This window comes from Verrucosispora sp. NA02020, assembly GCF_013364215.1.
Taxonomy (GTDB): Bacteria; Actinomycetota; Actinomycetes; order Mycobacteriales; family Micromonosporaceae; genus Micromonospora.
Genome location: NZ_CP054923.1, coordinates 1,987,374 through 2,003,100, shown reverse-complemented (window position 1 = coordinate 2,003,100; position 15,727 = coordinate 1,987,374). Strand labels below are relative to the sequence as shown.

Below are 15,727 nucleotides of genomic sequence, written 5' to 3'. Positions count from 1 at the left end.
TACGGTGGGCGACTGTGACCGACTTTCACCTTCGCCACGGCGTCGAGGTGGCCCAGGCGCTGCGCGAGCGGCGTCCTGTGGTCGCCCTGGAGAGCACCATCGTCTCGCACGGCCTGCCCCGGCCGGACAACCTGCGGGTGGCCCGGGAGATCGAACAGGCCGTCCGGGACGCGGGCGCCGTCCCGGCCACCATCGGGATGGTCTCCGGCGAACTCGTGGTGGGCCTCGACGACGCCGAGCTGACCCGGCTGGCCACCGCCGAGGACGTGACCAAACTCTCCGTACGCGATCTCGCGGTGGCCGCCGCGACCGGCGCGGACGGTGCCACCACCGTGGCCGCGACCAGCGCGGTGGCGGCCCGGGCCGGGATCGGCGTGTTCGCCACCGGCGGCCTGGGCGGGGTGCACCGCGAGGCCGCGCAGACCTTCGACGAGTCCGCCGACCTGGTCACCCTCGCCCGGACGCCGATCGCGGTGGTCTGTGCCGGGGTCAAGTCGATCCTCGACGTGGGCGCGACGCTGGAGCGTCTGGAGACCCTCGGGGTGGCCGTGGTCGGCTACCGCACCCGTCGGTTCCCGGGCTTCTTCATCACCGACAGCGGCTTCGACCTGGACTGGTCGGTCGACTCGCCGGAGCTGATCGCCGACGCGCTGGCCGCCCGCGAGGCGCACGGCGTGCACCACGGCGGTCTGGTCGTCGCCAACCCGCTGCCGGTCGACGAGCAGCTCGACCCGGACCTGCACGACCGGACGCTCGCCGAGGGGCTGGCCCGACTGGAGCGCGACGGGGTGAGCGGCAAGGCGGTCACCCCGTACCTGCTCTCCCACTTCCACTCCGCCACGGAGGGCGCCAGCCTGGCGGTCAACGTCCGGATCATCCTGCGCAACGCCGATCTCGCCGCCCGGATCGCGGTGGCCGCCACCACCCGGCGCGACAGCGCCACGGCGTGAGCGGATCCGGCGTACGGACCGGCACCGGAACGGGCCGCGTCAGCGCCGCCGGCCGGGTGCTGGTCGTCGGTGACGTGATCACCGACGTGGTGGCGGTGCTGACCACCCCGCTGGCCCGGGGCACGGACACGCCCGCGTCGATCCGGTTCACCGGTGGCGGGCAGGCCGCGAACACCGCCGCCTGGCTGACCACGCAGAACGTACCGGTGACGCTGGTCGGTGCCGTCGGCGACGACGGTGCGGGACGGGACCGGATCGCGGAGCTGACCGCCGTCGGCGTCGACTGCGCGGTGCGGACCGTGCCCGGGATCGGCACCGGCACGGTGATCGTGCTGGCCGGTGAGGACGAACGCACCATGGTCACCGAGCGCGGGGCGAACGTGCGGCTGCGCCCCGAGCAGGTCGACGCGGCCCTGGCCGAGGCGCCGGAGGCGAGCCACCTGCACCTGTCCGGGTACACCCTGCTGGACCCGGAGTCCCGCCCGGCGGGCCGGCACGCGCTGGCCGCCGCCCGCGAGCGTGGCCTCACCACCAGCGTGGACGCGGCCTCCGCGGCACCGCTGCGGGCCGTCGGCCCGGCGGCCTTCCTGTCCTGGGTACGCGGGGTCGACCTGCTGCTGGTGAACACCGACGAGGCGACGGTGCTGGCCGGCGGACTGGATCCGGCGGCCCAGGGACGGGCGCTGGCCGCCACCGCCCGACGGGTGGTGGTCAAGCGCGGTGGCGCGGGTGCCACCTGGGTGGAACGGACCGGAACGCTCGTCACCTCACCGGCCCGCCGGGTGGCGGTGGTGGACGTGACGGGAGCGGGTGACGCCTTCGCGGCCGGGCTGCTCGCCGCCTGGCTGACCGGGGCGACCCCGGAGGCCGCCCTGAACCGGGCCACCGACCTCGGCGCGGCGGCGGTCTCCCAGGTGGGTGCCCGGCCGGTCGGCTGAACCGCTCACGACGACAGTCCCGCCCGGGCCGTGCCAGTGCTGCCCGGGTGGGACTGCGTCAGGGCTCGGCGTCGATGACCTTGTGCGGCCGTTCCTCGGCGGTCAGGCTCATCGGCGGGGCCTCCTGCTGCTGCCGCCGCGCCGACCGGCCGATCAGCCGGTGCTGTTCCTTCGGCGGCCGGTCGTTGGCCAGCAGCACCGCGAGCCACGGGACGACGATCATGCCCAGCGCCACCAGGGGCAGCCAGAGCCAGAGCAGGGGCGCCCGCGTGCCGACCAGGATCGCGCCGACGATCACGCACGCCACCCGGACGCCCATCATCGCCACGTACCGCCGCTGCCGGGTGGTGAGCTGGTCGTTCTGGCTGCGCGAGGCGTCGGTGATGAGGATCGGCCGGTACGCCTGATGCTTCACCGTGTACCTCCTCGGGGTCGCCTCCATCCTGTCACCTCGACCGGGCCCGCGACGACGTTCGTCGTGCCGCTACCCCGCCGACCCAGCCCGGCACATCCCCCGCCGGACCGCTCAGCCTCCGGCGGTCTTCGCCTTCGCCGCCGCCTTCTGCTGCTGCTTGTACTCCCGGACCAGGCGCAACGACTCGCCGTCGGTGACGTCGGCCACGGACCGGTGGACCTCCGGCTCGCCGTAGCCGCCGGCCGCCTCCCGCCAGCCCGGCGGCCGTACGCCGAACCGCTTGCCGAGCAGGGCGAGGAAGATCTGCCCCTTCTGTCGGCCGAAGCCCGGCAGGGCGGTGATCCGCGCGAGCAGCTCCGCACCGTCGGCGGGGTCGGCCCAGAGTCGGGCGGCGTCACCGTCGTACCGGTCGACCAGCGCCCGGCAGACCTCCTGCACGCGGGCCGCCATCGCCTTCGGGAACCGGTGCAGCGCCGGCGGCTGGGCGAAGAGGGCCACCAGCGCCTCCGGGTCGTACTCGGCGAGTTCCCGGGCGTCCAGGTCGTGACCGAGCCGCTGGGTCAGCACGTACGGCGAGGAGAACGCCTTCTCCATCGAGACTTGTTGATCAAGAACCATTCCCGTCAGCAACGCCAGCGGACTCTGCATGAGCAGCCGGTTCGCCTCCGGATCGATGGGCAGCGCGAGTGTCATGCCCTCATCCTGCCCGTCGCGGCCCTCGCCCTGGCCTCCGGCACGTGATCTCACCCTCAGCTCGATTCCGCGATTAGGTTAGGCTGTGCTAACTTCGGCGCCTCGGTCGCCCCGGGCCGCAGAGGAAAGGGTTCATCGTGCTTCTCACCCGCCGTACCACCGGCGCGTTGCTCGCCGCCAGCCTGCTCACCGTCGGGCTGGCCGCCTGCGGATCAGGTGAGGAGGACGCGGCAGCAGACTCGGGCCAGTCGACCGACAAGTCGATCACCGTCTACAGCGGACGCAACGAGCAGCTCGTCAAGCCGCTGTTGGACAAGTTCACCGAGCAGACCGGCATCACCGTCAACGCCCGGTACGCGAACACCGCGCAGCTCGCCGCCCAGCTCGTCGAGGAGGGCGACCGGTCCCCCGCCGACGTGTTCTTCGCGCAGGACGCGGGCGCCCTCGGCACCGTGGCGAAGCAGGGCATGTTCACCACGCTCGCCGAGGAGACCACGGCGAAGGTGCCGGCGTCCTACCGTGCCGGCAACGGCCAGTGGGTCGGCGTGAGCGCCCGGGCCCGGGTGCTGGCGTACAACGCCGACCTGGTGAAGGCCGAGGAGCTGCCCGCCTCGGTGTTCGACCTGACCGGCCCGGCCTGGAAGGGCAAGATCGGCGTCGCCCCGACCAACGCCTCGTTCCAGGCGTTCGTCACCGCCATCCGGGTGCAGCACGACGACGCCAAGGCCGAGCAGTTCCTCAGCGGTCTGAAGGCCAACGACCCGCAGATCCGCGACGGCAACGGCAAGATCCTCGAAGACGTCGGCGCCGGCACCATCCCGGCCGGCCTGGTCAACCACTACTACCTGGGCGAGATCGCCAAGGAGCAGGGCACCACGCCGGACGCGCTCAAGGTCAAGCTGCACTTCTTCTCCGGCGGTGACACCGGAGCCCTGGTGAACGTCGCGGGTGTGGGTGTGCTCAAGCGGGCCGCCGAGAACGCCGACGTGCAGAAGTTCGTGGACTTCCTGCTCGGCACCGAGGCCCAGACGTTCTTCGCCGAGCAGACCTACGAGTACCCGGTGATCGACGGCGTGCCCTCCCCGGCGTACGTGCCGGCCCTGTCCGAGCTGGCGGTGCCGCAGATCGACCTGAACGACCTGGACACGCTCGACGCCACCGTCACCATGATCAAGAACTCGGGCCTGGTGCCCTGACCGCACCTCCCTCCGTCGCAGGGCCGTCCCGATCCGGGTCGGCCCTGTCCGGCGTACCCGGCGGGATGCGGCGGCTGGCCCCACGGCCGGCGTTGCTCGCGGCCTCGACCGCCGCGGTGGCCGTCGCCCTGATCCCGCTGGCCTACCTCGGGGTACGCACCGCCGAGGCGGGCTGGGACGCGGTCGTCGCCGAGTTGTGGACCGACCGCGTCGCGCTGCTCGCCCTGCGCAGTCTCGGACTGGCCGCCGTGGTCACCACGGCCTGCGTCCTGCTCGGCGTGGGTACCGCGTTCCTGGTCACCCGCACCGACCTGCCCGGCCGCCGGGCCTTCGCCGTGCTGGCGGCGCTGCCGCTGGCCGTGCCCACCTACATCGCCGCCTTCGCCTGGGTCTCCGCGCTGCCCCGGTGGGAGGGGTTCTGGCCGGCGGCGCTGGTGCTCACCCTCTGCTCCTACCCGTACGTGCTGCTGCCGGTCGCGGCGGCGTTGCGCGGCGCGGACCCGGCGCAGGAGGAGGTGTCCCGCTCGCTCGGGCGCAGCGGGTGGCAGACCTTCACCGCGGTGACGCTGCGGCAGATCCGCCCGGCCACCGCCGCCGGTGCGCTGCTGGTCGCCCTCTATGTGCTCTCCGACTTCGGCGCGGTCTCCATCCTGCGCGCCGACACCTTCACCCGGGCCATCTTCGTCGCCTTCGACCTCGGCTTCGACCGCACCGGGGCGCTGGTGCTCTCCAGCGTGCTGGTGGTGCTCACGGTGGTGCTGCTCACCGGCGAGACCGCCACCCGCCGTCGCGGTGCCCGGTACGCGCGGCTCGGCGGCACCCGACGTCCCGCACCCCGGCTGGCGCTCGGGGCGGCCCGCTGGCCGGTCATCGCCGTGCTGGCCGGCGTCGCCGCGCTGGCGCTCGGGGTGCCGGCGGTCAGCCTCGGTCGGCGGCTCGCCGCCGGGGTGTCCCGCCCGGGTGCCCTGCCCGAGGTGCTCACCGCCGCCGGGAACTCGCTGACCGTCTCGCTGGCCGGCGCCGCCCTCACCATGCTGCTGGCGCTTCCGCTGGGGCTGCTCGTCGCCCGGGCGCCGGGTCCGCTGACCACCGCACTGGACCGGCTGGCGTACCTGGCCCACGCCCTGCCCGGCGTGGTGATCGGGCTCTCGCTGATCTTCTTCGGGATCAACGTGGCGTACCCGCTCTATCAGACCCGGTGGCTGCTCGCCCTGGCGTACGCGACGCTGTTCCTGCCGTTGGCGGTCGGCGCGGTAGCCGGCGCGGCCGCCCAGTCCCCCGCCGGACTGGAGGAGGTGGCCCGGTCGCTCGGCCGTGGCCCCTGGACCGTGCTGCGCACGGTGACCCTGCCGCTCACCCTGCCGGGCATCGGCGCCGGGGCCGCGCTGGTCTTCCTCACCGGCATGAAGGAACTCCCGGCCACCCTGCTGCTGCGTCCCACCGGCACGGACACCCTGGCCACCGAGCTGTGGACGAGTACGGCCGTCGGCGCCTACGCGGCGGCGGCCCCCTACGCCGCGCTGCTGGTGCTGATCTCGGCGGTACCCACCTGGCTGCTGGTCGCCCGCAGCGGCCTGCTCGACCGGGAGCGCAACGCATGAGACACGTAACGGACTGGAGGGGTGGCATGAGTGTGGAGGGGCGGCATGAGTGAGCGCAGCGAACGAATCAGCAGCTCAGCAGGCCATGCCGCCACGCAACGGAGTGGAGGGGTGGCATGAGTGAGGTCGTGCTCGACGGAGTGGTGAAGCGGTACGGGCGGGTCACCGCGTTGGCCGGCGCCGACCTCAGTGTGCCGTCCGGGCAGTTGACCGCGGTGCTCGGGCCGTCCGGCTGCGGCAAGACCACGTTGCTGCGCTGCCTGGCCGGCTTCGAGCGGCTCGACGGCGGCGAGATCCGCATCGACGGCGCGGTGGTCGCGGGCGGCGGCCGGCACCTGCCGGCGCACCGGCGCCGTATCGCGGTGGTGCCCCAGGAGGGTGCCCTCTTCCCGCATCTGCGGGTGGCCGAGAACATCGGGTACGGGCTGGACCGGGCCACCCGGCGGACCGACCGGGTCGAGGAGGTGCTGGCGCTGGTCGGGCTCGCCGGGTACGGCGACCGGATGCCGCACCAGCTCTCCGGTGGGCAGCAGCAGCGGGTCGCGGTGGCCCGCGCACTCGCGCCCCGACCGTCGGTGGTGCTGCTCGACGAGCCGTTCAGCGCCCTGGACGCGGGGCTGCGCGCCGGGCTGCGGCACGACGTACGCGAGGCGCTGCGCGCCGACGGGGCGACCGGTGTGCTGGTGACCCACGATCAGGGGGAGGCGCTGTCGGTGGCCGACAAGGTGGTGGTGCTGCGCGACGGTCGGGTGGTGCAGGCCGCCGCGCCGACCACGGTCTACCGGGAGCCGGCCGACCCGTGGGTGGCCGGTTTCGTCGGTGACGCGGTGCTGCTGCCGGCGGTCGTCGAGAGCGGGACGGCCCGGACCGCGTTGGGGGTGCTGCCGGTCGCCGGTGCGGTGGCCGACGGGCCGGTCACCGTGCTGTTGCGGCCGGAGCAGATCCGGCTGGCCGCCGGGCCGGACGGGATCACCGGCACCGTGCTGCGGCACGACTTCCACGGCCACGACGCGCTCGTCGGTCTGCGACTGGGCGACGGTACGGCGATCACCGCCCGGGTGCTCGACGGTGCCACCGTGCCGATGGACGGCGAGGTCACGGTGCGGGTGGACGGTGCGGCGCGGGTCTTCCCGGCGGACGCCGAGCGCAGGTCCCCGGTCGACCTCGCCGCCTGACCTCGACCGGTGGTCCGGCCGGCCCGGGTCGGCACCGGTGGCGTCGGCCCGGGTCGGTCTGGTCTTCGGTGGTCACGCGCGGGCCCGGCGGACGCTGGAGCCGTCCGCCGGGCCGGTGTGCGTCAGGGTCAGTTGACCACGAACAGCAGGCGGTTCGGCGAGCCGCTGCCCGGGCTGGTCACCACGCCGGTGGTGGCGTTGCTGGTCAGGTAGCTCTTGACCTGGGCCGGGGTGTAGGACGGGTTGGCCGAGAGCACGAGCGCGGCGGCACCGGCCACGTGCGGGGAGGCCATCGAGGTGCCGTTCAGCGTGTTGGTCGCGGTGTTGCTGGTGTGGTACGCGGACAGCACGCTCGACCCGGGCGCGAAGATGTGCACGCAGGAGCCGTAGTTCGAGAAGGACGACCGGGCGTCGGTGCTGGTCGTCGAGCCGACGGTGATGGCGGTCGAGGTGCGGGCCGGCGAGTAGTTGCAGGCGTTGGCGTTGGAGTTACCGGCCGCCACCGCGTAGCTGATGCCGGAGGCGATCGAGTTGGCCACCGCGTTGTCGATCGTGCTGCTGGCCCCGCCGCCGAGGCTCATGTTCGCCACGGCCGGCTTCACCGCGTTGGCGGTCACCCAGTTCACGCCGTTGACCACGCTGGCGGTGGTGCCGCCACCGGAGCAGTTGAGCACCTTCACCGCGACCAGGCGGACGGACTTGGCAACGCCGTACGTCGCGCCGCCGACGGTCCCGGCGACGTGGGTGCCGTGGCCGTTGCAGTCGGTGTTGTTGGAGTCGACCGTGTTGGTGCCCCAGGTGGCCCGACCGCCGAACTCGTTGTGCGTGGTCCGGATGCCGGTGTCGATGATGTAGGCCCGGACGTTCGAGGCCGTGTTCGGGTAGGTGTAGGTGCCGCTCAGCGGGCGGTTCCGCTGGTCGATGCGGTCCAGGCCCCAGGTGGGGTTGGTCTGGGTCGCCTGGACGGTGAACGCCTGGTCCTGCTCGACGTACGCGACCGCCGAGTTGGCGGCGAGCCGGGCCGCCTGCTTCGCGGACATCTTGGCGGCGAAGCCGGTCAGTGCCGCCGAGAAGGTGTCGGAGACGCTGCCCCCGTACCGCTGGACCAGGGCGGTGGCCCGGTCCGGCACTGCGGTGCGGGCCGCCGACGAACCGGCGGTGCCGACCGCGTCGGAGCGCAGCACGACGAGGTAGCTGCCGCTGACCGCGTTCGCGGCACCGGCGCCGCGGATCTCGCCGGTGGGTGCGGCGACCGCCGCGGTGGTGCTGGCCGCCGAGACGGCCGCCGCGGTGGCGACGACGGCGAGCGCCCGGATGACGTGCCGTCGCGCGGTGAACCCTGAGGACATCGTCTGCCTCCCTAACCGGAACGGCCGACCGGGTCATGGCCGGACGGTGCGTCCCATGGACTCGAATGGATGAGATGCTAGCGTTAGATCGATGAATATGACAGGGACGTTCTTCGATTGACTGAGATTGTCACGGGCACCCGCTCCCCGCCCCGACGTCACCAGGCAGGATGGCGGTGTGGACGGACACGACATGCTGCTCTCCCCCGCCGGCGTCGAGGCGCTGCGGACCGCGTTGACGCGAGCCGCCTTCACCGCCAACGGCATCGCCGCCCGGCTCGGCCCGCAGGCCACCGGCGGGGTGGCCCGTAACGACTTCCGGGCCGCGCTGCGCGCCACCACCGACGGCGAGCCGCTCGACACCCTGATCCGGGTCTTCATCTGCGAGCAGACCGAGCCGGAGGCCGCCGTCGCCGCCGCGCTCGCGCCGCTGTCGATCGACGAGGCGCTCGCCGCCGGGCTTGTCGAACGGTACGGCGACGGGCTGCGGATGGGGCTGGACCTCGAACCGTACGGCGACGACTGGTGGGTGCTGGCCGACGTGCCGGCAAGCGCCCGCCCCGGTCGGCCCCTGCACGCCGAGCACGTGCTGGGCATCGGCGGGGCGACCCAGACGATGATCGGCGCGGCCGTCCGGCAGCCGGTGCAGAGCGCGCTCGACCTGGGCACCGGCTCCGGCGTGCAGGCCCTGCACCTGGGTACGCACGCCCGGCAGGTGACCGCCACCGACGTCTCCCGGCGGGCGCTGCGGTTCGCCGCCACCACGGCCGCGCTCAACGGCCAGCAGTGGGAGCTGCTGCGCGGCGACATGGTGCAGCCCGTCGCCGGACGGCGCTTCGACCTGGTGGTCAGCAACCCGCCCTTCGTGGTCGGGCCGGGCACCACCACGCACGTCTACCGCGACTCGGGCCGGGTCGGCGACGCGATCGGCGCCGAACTGGCCGCCGCCGCCGACGGCCTGCTCACCGAGGGCGGCACCATGCAGTACCTCGCGAACTGGGTGCACGTGGCCGGCGAGGACTGGGGCGAGCGGGTGGCCGGCTGGTTCGCCGGGACCGGTCTGGACGCCTGGGTGATCCAGCGCGAGGTCGCCGACCCGATGGCGTACGTCAACCTCTGGCTGACCGACGTCGGCGAGTCGGCCGACCCGCAGCGGATGGCCGACTGGCTGGACTGGTTCGACGCCCACAAGGTCGAGGCGATCGGCTTCGGCGTCGTCTCGCTGCGCCGGAGCGGGCACGACGACCCGGTGCTGCGGGTGGAGGACCTGCGGCAGCGGGTGGAGGCCCCGATGGGCGACCGGGTCGCGACCTGGTTCGACCGGCAGGACTGGCTGCGCCGGCAGGGCACCGACGGGCTGCTGGACGCCCGCTACCGGGCCGCCGACGGGCTCCAGCTGCGGCAGGAGGCGACCATGGGCACGGAGGGCTGGGGCGTCGACCGACAGGTCCTCACCATGCCGCACGGGCTGCGCTGGACCGAGGAGATCGATCCACTCGTCCTCGCGCTGGTGGGTGGCGCCGACGGACGCCTGCCGCTGCGCGACCAGATCGCGCTGCTCGCCGTCGCGCACGACGTGACGCCGGACGAGCTCGCCGAGGCCGCCGGACCGATCGTGGCGCACCTGGTCGAACGCGGCTTCATCGAGCCGGTGCGGTCCTGATGCGGGCCGTGGTGCAGACCGTCGGACGGGCCAGCGTCACCGTGGACGGCGAGGTGGTCGGCGCGGTCGACGACGGGCTGCTGGTGCTCGTCGGGGTGACGCACACGGACACCGCCGAGACCGCCCGGACGCTGGCCCGCAAGGTGTACGAGCTGCGCATCCTGGACGAGGAGCGGTCCGCCGCCGACGTCGGGGCGCCGATCCTGGTGGTCAGCCAGTTCACGCTCTACGGCGACGCCCGCAAGGGACGCCGTCCGAGCTGGACCGCAGCGGCCCCCGCCGAGGTGGCCGAACCCCTGGTCGACGCGGTGGTCGAGGCGCTGCGTCAACGCGGCGCGACGGTCGCCACCGGCCGATTCCGGACGCACATGCTGGTCGAGAGCGTCAACGTCGGGCCCCGCACCATCCTCCTCGACCTCTGAAGCGCGACCACGCGGCGGGCGGGCGTCGCACCACGTCGCCCGCCCGCCCGTGGTCTCCGGTCAGCCGAAGAGGCCCCGGCGTTGCAGGGACTGACGCAGCCACCCGTCGAGCTGCGCCGCCCAGTCCGTACGGTCCATCGTGGCGTAGTCGACGGTGAAGCGGCCGAAGACGTCCCGGCCCTCGGTCAGCAGGCCGCCACGCTTGTCCAGCTCCAACACCACCTGCATCTGCCGGGGATCGGCGACGAAGGTGACCTCCAGTTGCTTCATCGCACCCGCGTACTGCGGCGCGGGGTAGAACTCGATCTCCTGGTAGAACGGCAGCGTCTGGTGCACGCCGTAGATGTGCCCCCGCTCGACGTCGGCCCGGGCGAACCGGAAACCGAGCCGCAGCAGCGCCTCCAGCAACCGCTCCTGCGCCGGCAGCGGATGCACCGCCACCGGGTCCAGGTCACCCTTGTCCAGTGCGCGGGCCACCTCCAGCTCGGTGCGCAGCCCCATCGTCATGCCGTGCAGGCGCTGCCCGTACAGCTCGGTCACCGGGGTCTCCCAGGGCACCGGAAACCGGAACGGTACGTCGTAGCGCTGCCCGGGTTCGAGGCGGAACGGGCCGGTCACCTGCTGCCGGTGGAACTCCTGGTTCGTCGCGTACTCGTTGTCGCCGCTCTCCACCTCGACCCGCGTCATCAGGCCCAGAGCCACGTACGAGACGTCCACCCCGTGCTCGCCACCGGTCACCGCGATGGTGCCCGTCAGCTCACCGCCCGGCCGGCAGTTCGGGTTCGTCAGCACCGTCTCCACGGACGGGCCGCCGACTCCCATCGCCTGCATGAGCCGCTTGAAGACCACCATTGCCTCCGTCGCTTGGTCGCCCGACCCCGGCACCCGGGGTACGGGGTTGCGTCGGCCCGACGGCCGACCGCTGGCACGGTAACCGGCGCCGCCAAGTCGCATCTGCCGAACCCGTACACCGACCCGCAAGGAGGGGGTAACGGAACGGTCACTGTCGGTTCTCCGATCGCCTCACTCCCGTTTTACGCCCCACCCGCCAAGCTGTGTCTCACCGGCGGCTACTGGGCCGGGGCGACACGGCACGGACGTGGAAACGGGGAGAGACAGAGATGGCCCTGCAGATGATGGAGCACCGGATGCGCGCCGGCACCGAGGCGGAGCACGGCGTCGACACCCTTACCGACCTGGACGCCACCGACGAACGTGGCGTCTCCACCGACCTGGTTCGCGCATACCTCAACGGGATCGGCCGGACCAAGCTGCTCACCGCGGCCGAAGAGGTCGACCTGGCGAAGCGGATCGAGGCCGGGTTGTTCGCCGAGGAGAAGCTGTCCACCTGCACCCCGGTCTCGGCCGGCCTGCACGCAGACCTGGAAGTGGTCGCGCAGCAGGGCCGGGCCGCCAAGAACCACCTGCTGGAGGCGAACCTGCGCCTCGTGGTGAGCATCGCCAAGCGGTACACCGGCCGTGGCATGGCCTTCCTCGACCTCATCCAGGAAGGCAACCTCGGCCTCATCCGCGCCGTCGAGAAATTCGACTACACCAAGGGCTACAAGTTCTCCACCTACGCCACCTGGTGGATCCGCCAGGCCATCACCCGCGCCATGGCCGACCAGGCCCGCACCATCCGCATCCCGGTACACATGGTCGAGCAGGTCAACCGGATGGTCCGGGCCCGCCGCGAGCTGTCCGTCTCGCTGGGTCGGGAACCCACGGTCGCCGAGGTGGCCCGCGCGCTGGACGTACCCGAGTACCAGGTGATCGAGCTGATCTCGTACGACCGGGAGCCGGTCAGCCTGGACCAGGCCGTCGGCGAGGACGGGGAGAGCGCACTCGGTGACTTCGTCGCCTCCGTCGACCCGGCCGGCGGACCGGGCGACACCGCCGCCCAGGGGGAGCTGCGCAACGAGGTGAGCATCGTGTTGGCCACGCTCTCCCAGCGCGAGCAGGCCGTGATCCGGCTGCGCTTCGGGCTCGACGACGGCCGGCAGCGTACCCTGGACGAGGTCGGCCGCGAGTTCGGACTGTCCCGCGAGCGGATCCGGCAGATCGAGAAGGTGACGCTGCTGAAGCTGCGGGCCCCGGAGCGGGCGCAGCGGCTGGAGGCGTACGCCTCCTGACGTGACTGGTGTGCGATCGGCCCCGGCGGTGCGCCGGGGCCGATGTCGTGTGTCCCCGGCCTCGTTGGGTGCCCAGCGGGCTACGGCTCGTGTCGCGCGGGCCGAACGGGCGCCGGTCGTCCAGAGTGGGTGCACAGCGTCGGAGCCGCCGACGAGGACATCAGGAGGACTGATCGTGAACTGGACGTTGGAAGTGGTCGTCGTACCGGTCTCCGACGTGGACCGGGCCAAGGCGTTCTACGCCGACCAGGTCGGCTTCACCGTGGACCACGACACGGTGATGGGTGACGACGCCCGCATCGTGCAACTCACCCCGCCCGGCTCGGGCTGTTCGATCGTGATCGGCGCCGGGCCGCTGCCCTACATGCCGCCCGGCTCGCTCAAGGGTCTCCAACTCGTCGTGCCGGACCTGGAGAAGGCCCGCGCCGAGCTGAGCGAGCGCGGTGTCCAGGTGAGCGAGATCCAGGTGCTCGGGCAGAACCCCAGCCCGACACCGCACCCGTTGGACAACGTCGGCTTCGTCTTCTTCGACGACCCGGACGGCAACTCGTGGGCGGTCCAGCAGATCTCCGCCCGCCCGGCCGGGATGTAAGGAGGGGTCCCCTGCTATACACGAGGCGTTAGTAGGGGGCCCTTCCTTTCACAAACGGCGGGGGCCGGTGTCGGGGCGGGCGGCAGCCGAGCCGGTGCGGACCGAGGCGTGCAGCACGGACAGCCCGTCCGGGCGGGCCAGCACCGGATTCAGCGTCAGTGCGCGTACCCGGGGTTGCTCGTCGGCGAGCCGCCCGATGCGCAGCAGCAGGTCGGCCAGGGCCGCCCGGTCCACCGGTGCGGCGCCCCGGTGGCCCCGCAGCAGCGGGGCCGCCCGTGGGGCGTCCACCAGCTCGGTGGCGTCCCGGTCGGTCAGCGGCACCGCCCGCCAGGCGCGGTCGCCGAGCAGGTCGGTGGCGACCCCGCCGAGACCGAAGCCCACCACCGGCCCGAACGCGGGATCCTCGACTAGCTCCACCACACAGGCCACCCCGGGCGGCACCATCGGCTGCACCAGCGCGTCCGCGCCGAACGCGGCGGCCAGTTCGGCGTACGCGCGGCGGACCGTGTCGGCGTCGGGCAGGTCCAGGCGGACGGCACCGAGGTCGAGGCGGTGCCGCAGTCCACCGGCGGCGGCCTTGAGGGCCACCGGGAAGCCGAATCGCGTCGCCGCGTCGACCGCCGCGTCGACCGAGTCGACCCGTGCCGACTCGACCACGTCGATGCCGTACGCGGCGAGCAGCGCCTCCGGGTCGCCTCCGTCAGCACGCAGCGCCACCTGCGCCGCCACCGGATCGACGTCGGGAAGCTCGGGCAGGACGCCGGCCGGACGACGCCGCCAGTCCGCGTACGCGGTGACCCGGGCCAGCGCGCGTACCGCCTCCTCCACGCTCGGGTAGGCCGGTGTTCCCGCCGGGGCCCGCCCGACCAGGAAGGTGGCCACCATCGGTTTGTCGGCCGCCGGGACGGCGAGCGCGGCGGCGAAGTCGGCCTCGGTGCCGGTGAGCTGCCCCGGCAACGGTGGTGCGAAGAGGACCACCAGCGCGTCGACCGAGTCGTCGGCGGCGGCCCCGGCGAGCGCCGCACCGAACTCGGCGGCACTGGCCCGGGGGCCGACGTCACAAGGGTAGCCCGGCGCGACCCGGAGGCCCTGTGCCGCACAGGCGGTGGCCGCCAGCCCGGCCAACGCCGAGGAGTTGCCGACCACGCCGACCCGGTTCCCGGCCGGTAGCGGCTGGTTGGCCAGGAGCGTCCCGACGTCGAGCAGCTCGGCCACGGTGTCCACCCGGATCACCCCGGACTGGGCGAACAGGGCGCTCACCGCCGTCTCGTCCGGGCCGGCGGAGTCGCCCAGTCCGGGCGGGCGGGCCGGGGACGCCAACGCCACCACCGGTTTGTCGCGACCGATCCGCCGGGCCAGCCGGGCGAACTTGCGCGGGTTGCCGAACGTCTCCAGGTACAACATGATCACGTCGGTGGCCGGATCGTCCTGCCAGTACTGCAACAGGTCGTTGCCGGAGACGTCGGCCCGGTTGCCGGCCGAGACGAAGCTGGAGACGCCCAGCCCGCGCCGGTCCGCCTCGGCCAGCAGCGCCACCCCGAACACGCCGGACTGGCTGAAGATGCCGACCCGGCCGGGCTCCGGCAGTCGGGGGGCGAGGGTGGCGTTGAGGCGTACCGCCGGGTCGGTGTTGGCCACCCCGAGGCAGTTGGGGCCGATCACCCGCATGCCCGCCGCGTGGGCCGCACGCACCAGCGTGCGCTGCGCGGCGGCGCCGGCCATCCCGGCCTCGGCGAAGCCCGCCGAGATGACCACCAGGCCGTGTACGCCGGCCGCGGCGGCGTCCGCGACCACCTCGGGCGCCGACTCCGGCGGCACCGCCACCACGGCCAGGTCCACCGGCAGGTCGGCGTCGACCGCCGACGGGTACGCGGGCAGCCCGGCGACCCGGGCGGCGCTCGGGTGCACCGGCACCACCGACCCGGTGAACCCGCCGTCGCGCAGGTGCCCGAGCACGGCCGCGCCGACGCCCTGGCCGGTGGCGCTGGCGCCATAGACGACCACGCCACGCGGGGCGAGCAGCCGGGCGATGGACCGGGCCTCGGTGCGGTGCTCCCGCCCCCGCTGCACCTCCAGGGTCGCCTCGGTGGGCGCGATCGGGAAGGTCAGGTGCACCACGCCGTCGGCGAACTGGCGTTGGATCTGGTAGCCGAAGTCGGCGAAGACCCGCAGCATCGCGCCGTTGGCCGGCAGCACCTCGGCCACGAAGTTGACGATCCCGCTGCGGCGGGCCGCGTCGGCGAGGTGTTCCAGCAGCACCGAGCCGATGCCCCGGCCCTGGTAGGCGTCCTCGACCACGAACGCGACCTCGGCGTCGGGCGAGGCCGGGCCCAGCCGCTCGTACCGGCCGACGGCGACGATCCGGTCGCCGGCCAGCACCACGAACGCCTCCCGGTCGCGGTGGTCGACGTTGACGAAGCGGTGCAGGTCCCGTTCGGGAATGCGCGGGTACGGCGAGAAGTACCGCAGGTACCGGGTGCGCTCGGAGAACCGGGCGTGCATCTCGACGATCGCCGGCGCGTCGGTGGGACGGATCGGTCGCAACTGGACGGTGCTGCCGTCACTGAGCAGCACGTCGACGACTGGTTCGGTTCTGGTCAC

General features: G+C 73.3%; 14 protein-coding genes. 9 read left to right on the top strand and 5 right to left on the bottom strand.

Going from position 1 to position 15,727, the window contains the following annotated elements:
* Window positions 1-14 precede the first annotated feature (14 nt).
* Together HUT12_RS08785 and HUT12_RS08780 are read left to right on the top strand one after the other, a co-directional pair.
* Entirely contained in the window at window positions 15-950 is a 936-nt protein-coding gene (locus HUT12_RS08785) for a pseudouridine-5'-phosphate glycosidase (protein ID WP_176093057.1), read from the top strand.
* Window positions 947-1,888, top strand: coding sequence for a sugar kinase (locus tag HUT12_RS08780; RefSeq protein WP_254876752.1), 942 nt, complete (start codon window positions 947-949; stop codon window positions 1,886-1,888). The genes HUT12_RS08785 and HUT12_RS08780 overlap by 4 nt, the downstream gene beginning before the upstream one ends.
* Before the next feature lie 58 nt (window positions 1,889-1,946).
* On the opposite strand, the gene HUT12_RS08775 is transcribed toward HUT12_RS08780, so the two are convergent.
* On the bottom strand, window positions 1,947-2,303 hold the full coding sequence (locus HUT12_RS08775; RefSeq protein WP_131057093.1) for a DUF3099 domain-containing protein: 357 nt from the start codon (window positions 2,301-2,303) through the stop codon (window positions 1,947-1,949).
* A gap of 111 nt (window positions 2,304-2,414) precedes the next feature.
* On the bottom strand, window positions 2,415-2,996 hold the full coding sequence (locus tag HUT12_RS08770; RefSeq protein WP_131057095.1) for an HhH-GPD-type base excision DNA repair protein: 582 nt from the start codon (window positions 2,994-2,996) through the stop codon (window positions 2,415-2,417).
* A gap of 137 nt (window positions 2,997-3,133) precedes the next feature.
* On the opposite strand from HUT12_RS08770, the gene HUT12_RS08765 reads away from it, so the two are divergent.
* The 3 genes from HUT12_RS08765 to HUT12_RS08755 all read left to right on the top strand — a co-directional run bounded on the left by HUT12_RS08765 (window position 3,134) and on the right by HUT12_RS08755 (window position 6,968).
* Complete coding sequence (locus tag HUT12_RS08765) at window positions 3,134-4,192, top strand: iron ABC transporter substrate-binding protein (protein WP_131057097.1); 1,059 nt, start codon at window positions 3,134-3,136, stop codon at window positions 4,190-4,192.
* Window positions 4,193-4,257: 65 nt separating this feature from the next.
* A complete protein-coding gene (locus HUT12_RS08760) occupies window positions 4,258-5,793 on the top strand; it encodes an iron ABC transporter permease (protein ID WP_176093056.1) in 1,536 nt (511 codons plus the stop codon).
* Between the two features lie 116 nt (window positions 5,794-5,909).
* Window positions 5,910-6,968, top strand: a complete 1,059-nt coding sequence (locus HUT12_RS08755) for an ABC transporter ATP-binding protein (RefSeq protein WP_176093055.1) — start codon at window positions 5,910-5,912, stop codon at window positions 6,966-6,968.
* 128 nt (window positions 6,969-7,096) lie between these two features.
* Here the strand turns inward: HUT12_RS08755 and HUT12_RS08750 are convergent, their stop codons facing one another.
* The gene (locus tag HUT12_RS08750) at window positions 7,097-8,317 is read right to left on the bottom strand and encodes a S8 family peptidase (RefSeq protein ID WP_131054429.1); all 1,221 of its coding nucleotides are present in this window, start codon (window positions 8,315-8,317) and stop codon (window positions 7,097-7,099) included.
* Window positions 8,318-8,495: 178 nt separating this feature from the next.
* On the opposite strand from HUT12_RS08750, the gene HUT12_RS08745 reads away from it, so the two are divergent.
* On the top strand, window positions 8,496-9,980 hold the full coding sequence (locus HUT12_RS08745; protein ID WP_176093054.1) for a methyltransferase: 1,485 nt from the start codon (window positions 8,496-8,498) through the stop codon (window positions 9,978-9,980).
* A complete protein-coding gene (gene dtd, locus HUT12_RS08740) occupies window positions 9,980-10,402 on the top strand; it encodes a D-aminoacyl-tRNA deacylase (protein ID WP_176093053.1) in 423 nt (140 codons plus the stop codon). The genes HUT12_RS08745 and dtd overlap by 1 nt, the downstream gene beginning before the upstream one ends.
* Window positions 10,403-10,462: 60 nt before the next feature.
* On the opposite strand, the gene HUT12_RS08735 is transcribed toward dtd, so the two are convergent.
* Entirely contained in the window at window positions 10,463-11,251 is a 789-nt protein-coding gene (locus tag HUT12_RS08735) for a sporulation protein (protein ID WP_131054434.1), read from the bottom strand.
* A gap of 272 nt (window positions 11,252-11,523) precedes the next feature.
* Here HUT12_RS08735 and sigB point away from each other — a divergent pair, with 272 nt between their 5' ends.
* Both sigB and HUT12_RS08725 read left to right on the top strand, forming a co-directional pair.
* Complete coding sequence (gene sigB, locus HUT12_RS08730; protein WP_254876751.1) at window positions 11,524-12,534, top strand: RNA polymerase sigma factor SigB; 1,011 nt, start codon at window positions 11,524-11,526, stop codon at window positions 12,532-12,534.
* Window positions 12,535-12,709: 175 nt separating this feature from the next.
* Window positions 12,710-13,126, top strand: coding sequence for a VOC family protein (locus HUT12_RS08725; protein WP_176093052.1), 417 nt, complete (start codon window positions 12,710-12,712; stop codon window positions 13,124-13,126).
* Window positions 13,127-13,174: 48 nt separating this feature from the next.
* Here HUT12_RS08725 and HUT12_RS08720 read toward each other — a convergent pair whose 3' ends face one another.
* The gene (locus HUT12_RS08720; protein WP_254876750.1) at window positions 13,175-15,727 is read right to left on the bottom strand and encodes a bifunctional GNAT family N-acetyltransferase/acetate--CoA ligase family protein; all 2,553 of its coding nucleotides are present in this window, start codon (window positions 15,725-15,727) and stop codon (window positions 13,175-13,177) included.